This is a genomic window from Streptomyces sp. MUM 203J, from assembly GCF_022414595.1.
Classification (GTDB): Bacteria; Actinomycetota; Actinomycetes; order Streptomycetales; family Streptomycetaceae; genus Streptomyces.
Genome location: NZ_JADWYO010000099.1, coordinates 1 through 11310 on the forward strand (window position 1 = coordinate 1; position 11310 = coordinate 11310).

At 73.3% G+C, this 11310-nt stretch carries 11 protein-coding genes; 3 read left to right on the forward strand and 8 right to left on the reverse strand.

All coding sequences use genetic code 11. The annotated features are described in order from the left end of the window. Positions 1–85 precede the first annotated feature (85 nt). Positions 86–1426 (forward strand): BTAD domain-containing putative transcriptional regulator, encoded by a 1341-nt coding sequence (locus tag I3F58_RS28235; RefSeq protein ID WP_240111551.1) that lies wholly within the window; start codon positions 86–88, stop codon positions 1424–1426. 12 nt (positions 1427–1438) lie between these two features. On the opposite strand, the gene I3F58_RS28240 is transcribed toward I3F58_RS28235, so the two are convergent. Next, positions 1439–2320 (reverse strand): LysR family transcriptional regulator, encoded by an 882-nt coding sequence (locus I3F58_RS28240; RefSeq protein ID WP_240111552.1) that lies wholly within the window; start codon positions 2318–2320, stop codon positions 1439–1441. 84 nt (positions 2321–2404) lie between these two features. Here I3F58_RS28240 and I3F58_RS28245 point away from each other — a divergent pair, with 84 nt between their 5' ends. After that, positions 2405–3409, forward strand: coding sequence for an NADP-dependent oxidoreductase (locus I3F58_RS28245; protein ID WP_240111553.1), 1005 nt, complete (start codon positions 2405–2407; stop codon positions 3407–3409). A 10-nt stretch (positions 3410–3419) separates the two neighbouring features. On the opposite strand, the gene I3F58_RS28250 is transcribed toward I3F58_RS28245, so the two are convergent. The 3 genes from I3F58_RS28250 to I3F58_RS28260 form a co-directional block, all read right to left on the reverse strand. Continuing rightward, on the reverse strand, positions 3420–3647 hold the full coding sequence (locus tag I3F58_RS28250) for a hypothetical protein (RefSeq protein WP_240111554.1): 228 nt from the start codon (positions 3645–3647) through the stop codon (positions 3420–3422). Between the two features lie 224 nt (positions 3648–3871). Continuing rightward, entirely contained in the window at positions 3872–4327 is a 456-nt protein-coding gene (locus I3F58_RS28255) for a VOC family protein (protein ID WP_240111555.1), read from the reverse strand. 400 nt (positions 4328–4727) lie between these two features. After that, on the reverse strand, positions 4728–5309 hold the full coding sequence (locus tag I3F58_RS28260) for a SecY-interacting protein Syd (RefSeq protein WP_240111556.1): 582 nt from the start codon (positions 5307–5309) through the stop codon (positions 4728–4730). A gap of 286 nt (positions 5310–5595) precedes the next feature. On the opposite strand from I3F58_RS28260, the gene I3F58_RS28265 reads away from it, so the two are divergent. Continuing rightward, positions 5596–6813, forward strand: coding sequence for a hypothetical protein (locus I3F58_RS28265; protein WP_240111557.1), 1218 nt, complete (start codon positions 5596–5598; stop codon positions 6811–6813). Between the two features lie 78 nt (positions 6814–6891). Here I3F58_RS28265 and I3F58_RS28270 read toward each other — a convergent pair whose 3' ends face one another. The 4 genes from I3F58_RS28270 to I3F58_RS28285 all read right to left on the reverse strand — a co-directional run bounded on the left by I3F58_RS28270 (position 6892) and on the right by I3F58_RS28285 (position 11050). Further along, positions 6892–7635: a class I SAM-dependent methyltransferase gene (locus I3F58_RS28270; RefSeq protein ID WP_240111558.1), complete on the reverse strand. Its 744-nt coding sequence runs from the start codon at positions 7633–7635 to the stop codon at positions 6892–6894. Between the two features lie 183 nt (positions 7636–7818). Next, positions 7819–8343 (reverse strand): N-acetyltransferase, encoded by a 525-nt coding sequence (locus I3F58_RS28275; protein WP_240111559.1) that lies wholly within the window; start codon positions 8341–8343, stop codon positions 7819–7821. Between the two features lie 434 nt (positions 8344–8777). Next, complete coding sequence (locus I3F58_RS28280) at positions 8778–9932, reverse strand: hypothetical protein (RefSeq protein ID WP_240111561.1); 1155 nt, start codon at positions 9930–9932, stop codon at positions 8778–8780. Between the two features lie 50 nt (positions 9933–9982). After that, positions 9983–11050, reverse strand: a complete 1068-nt coding sequence (locus tag I3F58_RS28285) for a PQQ-binding-like beta-propeller repeat protein (RefSeq protein WP_374208056.1) — start codon at positions 11048–11050, stop codon at positions 9983–9985. Positions 11051–11310 lie beyond the last annotated feature (260 nt).

The following is an 11310-nucleotide window of genomic DNA, read 5'->3' on the forward strand; positions in this document are numbered from 1 at the left end:
CCTCACCCATTTCAAGATCGATCAGCCGTGAGCCCTGTCACCGTCCACAACCTCCCGGGACAGAACACCTAGGCTGCCGGATGTCATGGAGTTCCTGCTGCTGGGCCCGTTCGAGGCCCACAACGACGACGACCGGCCGATGCTGGACGGCAGCCGCCGCCAGGAACGCTGCCTGCTCGGCATCCTGCTGCTGAACCGCGACCGCGTCGTCAGCACCGCGCGCATCGTCGACCTGCTGTGGGACGGCACGGCCTCCCCGGAGTCGGCGCGCGGCACGGTCCACACGTACGTCGGCAGGCTCCGCTCCCGGCTCGGCCCCGCCGGGCCGCGCATCGAGACGCGGCACGACGGCTACGCGCTCGCGGACGGGCCGTACCGCGTGGACGCCGAGCGGTTCGCGGCGCTGGTGCGGGACGCGGGCGCCGCCGGCGACCCCGCCGAGCGGGTCGCGCTGTACGACAGGGCGGTCGCCCTGTGGCGCGGGCCGCTGCTCGCCGACGTGGCCGACGACCGGCTGCGGGACCGGGTGGGCGGCGAACTCGCCGCGCTCCGGACCACCGTGCTGGAGCAGCGCGCCGAAGCGCAGCTGGCCATGGGCCTGCACGACCGGGTGGCCGCCGAACTGGCCGGTCCCGCACAGGAGTTCCCGGACCGTGAACGGCTGGTCGCCGCCCTGATGACCGCGCTGTACCGCTGCGGGCGCCGGGCCGAGGCGCTGGAGCTGTACCGGCGGACCCGGCAGGCCCTCGCGGACGGACTCGGGGTCGAGCCCGGCACCGGTCTGTCCCGGCTCCACCTGCGCATTCTGCGCCGCGACCCCCGGCTGGACCGGCCTGCCGCACCCCTGTACGCGGTGCGCGTGGGCGACGAGTGGCTGCCGTGGAGCACGGGCGGGCACCCCGCGCTGGAGTTCTGCAACACGTACGCGGGCTGGCCGGGTGCGCGGGGCCCCGGCTCCGACTGGCTGCGCGGCTACAGCACGCTCGCGGTGTGGGCCGGGCACGTGGACCTGGCGGAGGAGGCGGCGGTGGCCCGGCTGCTGGCCCGGGCCCGGCGGGATCCGGACGGGGCCGCCGCCGTACTTCAGGAGGCGCGGGACTTCAGGACGTCGCTGTACCGGTGTCTCACGGACGTGTCGGACGAGGAGGCGTTCGGCAGGGTGGCCGATGTCGCCCGACAGGCTGCGACAGCCTCGGAGTTCGCCCGGGCCGAGGACGGTCTCGGCCACTGGCGGGTGGCTCCGTCCGCCGGACTGCGGCTGCCCCTCTGGGCGGTGGCCCGCAGCGCCGCCGAACTGCTGGCCGACCCGCGCCGGTTCACCGTGCGCGCGTGCCCCAGCGACGACTGCGGCTGGCTCTTCCTCGACCCCGCGGCCCGCCGCCGCTGGTGCAGCCTGGCGACCTGCGGGGCACGGGCCGGGGAGTGACCGCCTGCGGTGCTAGACCTCCACCGCCCTCAGCTCCCGTATCAGCGCCCGCACGGCGAACGCCCCGGCCAGCTCGGGTGTGGTCGCATATCCCACCTCCCGCGTGGGCCGGTCCGCCCCGAGATCGCTGATCTGTACGGCTTCGGGCGCTCCGGTCAGCGACAGCCGCGGCATGATCGCCATCCCGAGCCCGCCCGCCACCAGGGACAGCACGGCCCCGTCGTCCTCGGCCTCGACGCTCGCGCGCGGGATCCAGTCCTGGGCGGCCCACCAGTCACGGGTGTACGAGCTGCAGTTCTCCTCCCAGTCGACGAGCGGGAGGGACCGCGGGTCCGGGTGCCCGGCGGGATGTACGAGTGCGTACGGCTCCGTCAGCAGCCTGCCGCCGACGAGCCCGGGCGGCACGGGGGAGGAGGTGCCGAGCGTGACGACGGCCAGGTCGGCCCGTCCGTCCGCGACCTCCCCGGCGGCGCCCGCGCCGACCTCCCGCACGATCCGCACCTCGGGCTCGACGCCGGGGTGCCGGGCGGTGAGCCGCTGGAGCGCGGCGGGCAGCAGGTGCAGGGCGGCGCTCCGGAAGGCGACGATCCGCAGCGGCCCGGCGACGGCCTCCCGCCCGCCGCCGCCCCGTGCCTCGGCGGCCATCACGTCGAGCAGCCGCAGCACCCGCCGGGCGTACCCGACGACCCGGGAGCCGGCGGCGGTGGGCCGCGCCCCGAACCGCCCCCGCTCGAAGAGCACGGCGCCGAGCGCCCGCTCGCTGGCCCGCACGGAGTGGGAGACGGCTGACTGCGTCATGCCCAGAGCCACCGCGGCGGCGGAGAAGCTCCCCTCCCGTTCCACGGCGACGACGACCCGCAGCTCACGCGGCCCCAGCTCCACAACGACCCCCACCTATGAACAGGATTCATGGAACCCTGCCATTCTGCAGAGGGCGCCCCCTGCACAGCCCCCCGCCCCCTCCCTAGCGTCACCCCCATGACCACGCAGACAGCCCTCACCGTCCACCAGACCGCCCGCCCGCACGGCTTCCCCACGCGCGGCCACTTCACGTTCGTCGAGTCCCCGGTCCCGGCGCCCGAGCCGGGCACGGCCCTGGTGGAGAACCTCTACTGGTCGGTGGACCCGTACCACCGGGAGGCCATGGACGACGACTCGATCTGGACGCTGAACGCCCCCATGGAGGGCCGCACGATCGGGAGGGTCGTGGAGTCCCGGGCGCCGGGCCTGGCGGAGGGCGAGATCGTGCTGCACCGCGAGGGCTGGCGGACGCACTCGCTCGTACGGCCCGAAGGAGCGAGCCGGCTGCCGGAGTTCGCCGGGGTGCCGCTCTCCGCCCATCTGGGCATCCTGGGCGGCACGGGCCTGACCGCGTATGTGGCGCTCACCCGGATCGCCCGCCTCCAGCCGGGCGAGGAGCTGTTCGTGTCGGCGGCGGCGGGCGGTGTCGGCACTGCGGCGGGGCGGCTGGCGCGGCTGCTGGGCGCGGGCCGGATCGTCGGCAGCACGGGCTCGGCCCGGAAGGCGGCGTACCTGGTCGACGAGGTCGGCTACGACGCGGCGTTCACCTACCGGGAGGCGCCGGTGGCGGACCGGCTGGCCCGGCTGGCGCCCGGGGGCATCGACGTGTACCTCGACAACGTCGGCGGGGACCACCTGGAGGCGGCGATCGGCGCGCTGCGCCCGCACGGCCGGATCGCGTGGTGCGGTGCGGTGGCCCAGTACAACGAGCCGGACGGCCCGCCGCCCGCGCCCCGGAACCTCTTCACCATGGTGGAGAAGAGCCTCCGCCTGGAGGGCTTCCTGGTCGCGAACCACCGCGACGCGCAGCAGGAACTGTACGACTTCGCGGTCCCGCACCTGCGGGAGGGCGGGGCGCTGCGCCCGGACGAGACGGTCGTGGACGGCTTCGAGCACATCGTGGACGCGTTCCTGTCCATGCTGCGGGGCGCGAACACGGGCAAGATGCTGGTCCGCGCCTGAGTGGTCCGCCCTATCGCCTGATGACCACGCGCACGACGGTGGACTCCTCCCGCATGCCCGTCAGGGCACCGAAGACCACGGTGACCACGGAGCAGATGACGATCCACGCGGTGGAGCCGTTCACGATCGAGACGACGAGCCCGATGACGCCGAGCAGGAAGAAGAGCGGAGCCAGCGCCCATGCGAGGCCGAGGACACCGAGGACGATGAGGATGTCGAGCCAGAGCATTCCGGTCATAGGCGGGCCCCCGTAGCCTTGCATATCCGGCGGTACCGTGCGGGCCGCTCCTCGGCCGCACGGCTTCCGCCGATGTCCTCGCACACCTTGTCGAGGTGCTCTGTGGGGCGTGCCGAGGGCCGACGCGGCATCAGAGAGGCCTGTACCGGTGCGCCTTGACTCCACGGTGTCCGCGGCCATGGGCGCGACGGGTGCTACCAGGTCTGATCGCAGTGCATCGGGTTTCAAACCACGCAGAACTCGTTGCCTTCGGGGTCCTGGAGAACGACGGCGTAATGGTCCGCTCCCGGCTCGTCCATGACCCGCAGCACGGTGGCGCCGAGGCGTCGGAGCCGGTCGGCCTTCTCGCTCACCCGCCGGGTCCGCTCCGCGAGGGGAACCCCCCGCCCACCCCCCACCTTGAGGTCGAGATGCACCCGGTTCTTGACGGTCCTGGGTTCGGGGACCTGCTGGAACCACACCCGGGGCCCCCGCCCCTCGGGGTCCACGATGGACTCGGGCTCCTCCCCGCCGTCCGCGTCCAGCTCCTCCTCGGACACGCCCTGGTCGGCCCAGTAGTCCCGCCACGTGGCGGCCCCGCCGGGCGGAGGCTCCGGGATGTATCCCAGGGCCTCGCACCAGAACTCCACGAGTCTGCGCGGCTCACCACAGTCGATGGTCACCTGCAACGTCACGTCCATCCCCGCACCCTCCCACGAGGGTCTGACAACGCCGGGCGTGCGCCGCGTCCGCCCGGGGGCGGCCCCGCGGCCGGTGGATGCCGGGGAGGTTCCCCCGGGCCGGTCCTCGTGCGTACGGTCCTCGGGCCTTCCGGGGGGATCGAGCCTGACCGCCGTGCTCCGGGCACGCCGGTTCCACACCGCGCACCCGGTGGACCTCCTCCCGCGAGCTGCCGCTGCCCAGGTCGTCCGGGGTGTCGTCCAGCCGCTCCCACCCGGCGTGATCGGCCTGCCGGAAACGCCTCGCCGGACGCCCTCGGCCCGACACCGCCGCCGACTCCGGCCGGCGCATTCGCTGCACGTCCCGGCCCGACCGCGGCCAGTGAGTGGTGCCGACGTCCCGCCGGACAGCTCGCAGAGCTCAGGCCAGGTCCTGGAGGAACTGCGCGAGGGAAGGCGCCACGAGCCTGCGCAGATCCGGGGCACCGGGTTCTTCGAGAACGATCTCTCCAGTGCAGTTGTCCAGACCGAAGAACAAGTCACTGTCAGTGGTGGCGACCAATAGGACCGGGCGGTATCCGGCAAAGTGGTCCGGATGCCTCTTCATGTGGCGGATGGAATCGGCTTGTGCGGAAAGGGTCTGCTCCAGATCCATTTCGTTCCAGAATGTTCTGAGTCGGCAGTCCTCTCCCGAAGCCTCATGGTGGTCGAACACTGGACCACACCAGAGACTTCCGTAGAGACACGCGATATCCGGGTGAAGAGGCGCACCGAGTGCGACCTGAAGGCCGGAGAAGTCGGGCGCCTTGTCCATCTGCACCGGCTTCCAGCAGATACACCCGTCCGCTCTGGGTTCGCCCCAGTGGCACGGGGAAGGCCGCTCCGGGTCGTATTCGACAACGTTCAGCTCACGCGGCTCCCCGTCCACCGAGCCGTTGCACAGGGCGGACCAGCTTTCGAAGAGATGCGCGGTGAGTGCTTCCCTGATGTCGAGATGCACCATGGCAGTCAGCCGTACTCCCTTGAACAGGCGATCAGTGCGGCAAGCCTACTCATGTGGCATGACAGGGCGGGTGCAGCCGGGCAGCCCCGTGCGCGGTCCTGCGTCGTGGCGATCGCTCGCCGTAGTGCAGGGCATGCACCTTCTCGGCCAGGGGCAGCCGGCGGACCGCGGCGTTGAGCTCACCGTCAGAGTTGCGGTTGCGATCCTCTCGCTCTCTGTGGCACTTTTCGTCGGCTCACTTCAGCCGAGCTGAGGGAGACGTGAGCCGCAGAAAGGGGGGAGGGTGATGGGGCACATACCCGTGTTCCGGTGGATTCTGGCTCTCGGGCTGGGCCTGATCGGCTGCTCGGCGGGCCTGTATGCCGCGGCGCCGCACTTTCCCGAACTGAAGCAGGTTGAACTGACCGTCCTCGAAGAGGAGCCGGACGGGGCCTGCACCGTCCGGTGGACGGATCCCTACGAGCATCGTGAGCGCGAGGCGCCGTACCTGTGCGATGCCGGACGGGCCGCCCTGCTGAAGGCGCCGCACTACGACACGGGGTCCGGCTTCGGCTGGGACAGCGGGTTCGTGGTCGCCGAGGGTCCGGACAAGGGGGAGCTGTACTCACTGGAGGAGGACGGCGGGTCCGACGACTGGTGGATCGAGACGTCCGACGCCCTCGTCCTGGCCGGACTGCTCCTGGCGTTCGTCGGGCTCGTCGGCGGGAACATCCGGGCCCTGTCCCGGGCGCTGGGCGTGGCGCCGGCCGTGATCCGCCGGGCGGAACTGCTGCGGGCGGCCGCCGTATCGGTGACCCAGGACCATGAGCGGGCCGTGGAGGCCGTACTCACGGCGTGGGAGCCGATGCACCGGGATCTCGTGGACGCGCGGCTGGGCCTGGTGCCGGTCGCGGGACTTCGGTGTGCGGCCGGAGCACGGCTCCCCGCCGAGGAGCTGGAGGCGGCGGGAATCCACACCGCGAGGGATGTGCTCGACGCCCGCGAGTGGGGTCTGGTGCGTTGCGGCGTGACGCGGCGCACCGCGGAGAGGGCGGTTGCCGCCGCGCGGAGGGTCGCCGACGAGGCGGGCGAGGACGTCGCGGTACGTCTTGACGCGGACTTGCTGGAGCCGCACGTCACCACGCTGCTCGTCGCGCTGCGCGTACTGGTGGAGGCCGGGCCGCAGGCACGGAGCGCGGCGGGTACCGGCGCGGCACTGGCCGCTCGCCTGGAGCCCCTGCTGGCCGGTGCCGCACCCGCCTCCGGGCTCGGGCGGATCATGGCTGCCGGGCCCGGGCAGCGTCGGCGTGCGCAGGCCGCCGTGGCCGAGCTGCGGCTGCTGGTGGACGGTGCCGAGCGGGACGGTCTCCCGGGGAGGTTCGCGCAGGCGTCCGTCGACCTGCTGCGTGCGTCGGGCGGCGATTCCGCGGGCCTTTCCGCCCAGGTGGACTTCGAGGCGCGGCCCGTCGAGTACTACGCCCTGCTCGACGGCGTCAGAGCCGCAGCCCTGAGTCAGCACCGTTGACACGGGCCACCGGCGGGGCCGGACCCAGGTCCGGCCCCGCCGCGGTGTCCGCGCCGAGCGGGCGTGCCCGCTCGGCTGTCAGGCGCGGCAGCGGAGCATCTCCAGCGGGGGGCTTGCCAGGAGGCCGGACCAGAAGTCCTCGCCGTACTCGCGGACGCCCGCCTCGGAAACCGTCAGGGGGACCCAGGTCAGGCCGCTGAAGCCGGCCGACCGCAGGCAGTTCTCGTAGACCTCGCGGCGCGGGGCCATGGTGACGATGCTGATGGGCTGCGGGTCCAGGAGGGCGGTGACCCGGACCTGCGGACCCGTCTCGGTCTCCTCGCCGGTCGGCTCGCAGCGGAACCCGTACGCCTCCAGGGACGCGCAGTCGAATCGGTAGTCGGGCCTTTGGGCGAGGACGAAGAACTCGCCGCCCGGTACGAGGCTCCGGTGGATGCTGCGGCACATCCGCTCCATCGTGGCGATGTCCTCCGCGTAGTTCAGGCACTGAACGCCGAGGGCGATGTCGAAGCGCCGGTCCAGCGGCGGCAGATCGGCCACGTCGCCGACCGCGTAGCGCACGCCCAGCGGGTCGCGCTGCTCGATCTCGCGCGCCGCGGCGACCATCTCGGCGGAGATGTCGACGCCGAAGACGTCCTCGGCGCCCCGCCGCTTGAACTCCCGGCTGTAGAAGCCGGTGCCGGAGGCCAGGTCCAGGACCGACCTGCCGCGCACGTCCCCGACCATGCCGAGGAAGCTCGGCACCTCCCCGTACCGCATCAGCGGGAGGGACTTGAAACCCTCGAAAGCCTCACCGATCTCGTCGTACTGCTGTCCGCTCATCGTGCGTTCCTCCCCGTACGTCGTCCTGCACGCGGCCACGGCCCGCCCCCGGCCCGAGGGCCCTTGTCCCGGCAGTCTCGCCGGTGCCGGACGGGCAGCCGTATGGGCGGAACGTACGAAGATCCGGGTGCCGCCCCGGTCGGCTGTACGGACAACACCCCTGTGAGGATGGGGAGTTCGGGCTCAGGTTGCCGGTCGGGCCGCAGTCACGTGCAGCGACGCCACCAGTTCCTCGTCCTCGTACGCGCCGGTCGGGGTGAAGCCCAGGGACTCGTACAGTCCGGCGGCCATGGTGTTGTCCGGGTGGTAGGAGAGGCGGATCTCGCGGCAGGCCGGCGACGCGGACAGGCGATGGACCAGGGCCCGCAGCGCCGCGCGGCCCACACCCCTGCCCTGCTGGGAGGCGTCGACGAGCATGCCGCCGACCCAGTGCGTGCCGTCCTCTTCGTCGTACGCCCACATCACATGGCCCGCGACCTCCTCCCCCGCCCGGACGGCCAGGGAGGTCCAGACCCCGCCCCGCAGGGAGAGCAGGAGGTAGCGGGCGCCGAGGGCGGCGACGAAGCGGCGCTGGCCGTCGGCCGGCGCGATGTCCGCGACCGCGCGCCAGTTGTCGTCGGTGATGTCTTCCAGCACCACGCGTCGGCCGTCGCGGTCGGTGAGTTGCTCGGGTGTCGCCGGTGCGCCGGCGAAGGATGGTCCTGTCACGCCGGTCTTTCTTTCACACCGGGGTGCCGGAGGTCAGCTCATTTGTTTCGCCGGCTCCGCGGAGACGGCCGTGTCCGAGGGGGCCGGCCTGGCGTCCCGGACGCCCGCTGCTCGCGCTGCCCGGCGGCCTTCCCGTCTGCCGCGACCTGAAGCCGGGCGCCCGGCGCAGCGCGCCCTCGCCGCCCTCGGCCACGGCTCCTCACCCGGTTCCCGCGCGACCTGCGGCGCCGGTACGAAGCGGGAGCCGGCTGCGTTCTGCGCCTCGCGCGGCCACGAGCCGCTCCCCGCCCTCCCCGGCGGGGAGGACGAACCGGCCGCCCTTCATCGGCCTGGCCACCTGCCTGGCCGCCGGTTTCCGTCCGGCCCGGCGGGCGAGCCGTATCCAGCCGGTGGAGGCCCTGCGCCGCTGACGGGGCCGGTCCCGGCGCGGCGGCTCAGTTCCAGCGGACCAGCGAGGTGACGAACGCGCTGTCGTCGCCCCTGTCCGGCGGCGCGATGTCTGTGATCTTCTGCGGCTGACCGCCGGGAGTGAAGTCCGCCCGGTACAGCGCCCATCGGCCGTCGTCCTCGCCCCTGGACAGGAAGGCGAAACCGGTGCCGTCGGGGGACGGCACGAGGTTCCTGTTCGCGGGCATGTTCCCGCCCCCGCCCGCCAGCTCCTCCGTCTTCACCACCCTGTCGTGGGCCGCGCTGAACGTGACCTGCCGGAAGTCGGAGCAGAGCAGCCTCGTGTCGTCCCGCCACACCACCGGGTCGCAGGGGAACGGATCCCGCATGCCGCCCAGCCCGGCCGTCTCGAAGGACTCCCGGTAGCGCCCGGCGCCGTCGCCCTCCGCGCCGGTCACCCGCGCCAGGCCGAGGCCCTGGGCCGTGTTGTACGTCGCGACGACCGCCCCACCGGGTGTGAGGGGCGTCCTGGAGCCGGTCAGCCGGAGGATCGTCGCGGCGGTGGCCGGGTCCTGGAGGAGGTCCCGGCGGATCTCGGGGTCCGGGACCTGCTGCTCGCTGTCCGTACCGCGCCCCGGGTCACGGTGGTGGACGAAGCCGGCTCCTCCGTACCAGAGTTCGCCGGTCTCCGGGTGGAACACCACCCGGTCGGGCTGGGCCTGCCGGCCGACGCGGCCCTTGTGGGGCGGTCCGGCCTCCTGGCCGGTGGCGGTGTCGACGGCGGCGGCACGGAGGAAGCGCGACGGCGCCTTGAGCCGCCCGGCGACCAGGGCGAGGTCCTCGCTGAGGGCGTGGGCGACCGGCTGGTTCTCGACGCCGTTCCCACACCCGGCCGTCGGCTCGAACTCCCGCGGCAGGGCGGTACGGCGCTCCGCGACCAGGGTGCCGTCATCGGAGCCGTACGACCGCAGGACGATCCGGTACCGGGACGGTCCGCCCCGGCTCTCGCTCTCCTGGCAGAACAGGACGGAGACCGTGCCGGGCCGGGCGAGGGGCGCGGCCCTGACGCCGGTGGCGGGTCCCTCGTCCGGGGCATCGGTGTTCAGGTCGAGGGCGCAGCCGGTGGCGAAGGCCAGCAGCAGGGCGGCTCCTCCTGCCGTGAGCCCGGCGGCCCTCGCTCCCGCCCTGGTGCGGTGTGCCACGGTGATCTCCCCCGTACGAAGTCCAGCGGGCCGTCATTCAAGCAGAGCGGTCAGCCGGCCACCGCGTGCAGCCGGGGCTCGGGCTTGTCGCCGTCCGTGGTGGTGAAGTAGACGACCCGTCCGGTGGGCGTCGGCGGTGCGAGGAAGCGGCCGGGGGCCTCGAACGTCCAGATCTCCTTCGCGCTGCCGGTGTCGACGGCCCGCAGGGTGCCGTCCCGGTGGCCGAGGTAGACCGTCGTGGAGCTGGCGGCCGCGACGACCTGGACCTCGCTGGGCAGGGGGTAGGTCCAGCGCGCCCTGCCGCTCTGCGTGTGGACCGCGTACAGGGTGTCGGCCCGGTTGTGGAAGTAGAGGCCGGTGCCGACCAGGGCCAGGCCGCCGGTCTCTCCCTCCACGGGGAACGCCCAGCGCCGGGCTCCGGTCGTGATGTCGACCGCGTACACCTTCCCGTCCGCGCTGCTGACGTAGAGGGATTCGCTCCACATGACGGGTGAGGACAGCGGGCCGCCGGTGCGGAACGTCCAGCGGCGGCGTCCCCGGGTGTCGTAGGCGCGCAGCTCGCCGTCGTAGCCGCCGACGTACACCGTGCTCCTGGTGGCGACCGGGGTGGCGGGCGCGCGTGAGGCGGCAGTCCGGTACTCGGCGGTCCAGCGCTGTCCGCCGGTTGCCGCGTCGACGGCGTGGAGCAGGCCGTCGCTGGTGGCGATGTAGAGCGTGCTGCCTGCGAGGGCCGGGTCGGAGGGCAGCACCCTGCTCCCGAGCCGGTAGGTCCAGCGGGTGGTGCCGTCGGTGGTGTCGACGGCGCGGAGGGTGCCGCCGGAGTGTGCGAAGTAGGCGGTGTCGCCGTCCCCGTTCAGCACGGTCCGGGTGGGGACGTACAAGCCGAAGGCGAAGGACCAGCGCTCCTGGCCGTCGGCGGGGTCGAGCGCGTACAGCCGCTCGGTACCACCGACGTAGAGGGTGCCGTCGGAGTAGGAGGCGGGGGAGTCGAGGGAGGGCTTCGAAGCGGTCCAGAGGAGGCTTCCCGGGGCGGCGCCGGTGGCCGACCGGGCTCCCGGATCCGACGCCCCGTCGGCACCTCTGTCCCACATGCTCCATGTCATGTAGCCGACGCCCATGGCGGCCAGGCCGCCGAGCGCGGCGAGGGCCTGGCGCCGGGACTGGCCTGCGGTGCCCGTCGGCAGGGTGCCGGGGCGGGCCTCGAGCCGCAGAGGCAGCGAGGGCAGGTCCGGCTCGTGGACGATGTGGGGGCGCGGCTTGGGGGTGCGCGGGGCGTCGGCGGCCGCCGGGGGCGACGGGCGGGCGGTGCGGGGAGCCGCCGGACGCGAAGGCGTCCCCGAGCCAGAAGCCGTAGGAGACGGCGACCTCGTTCGCGATG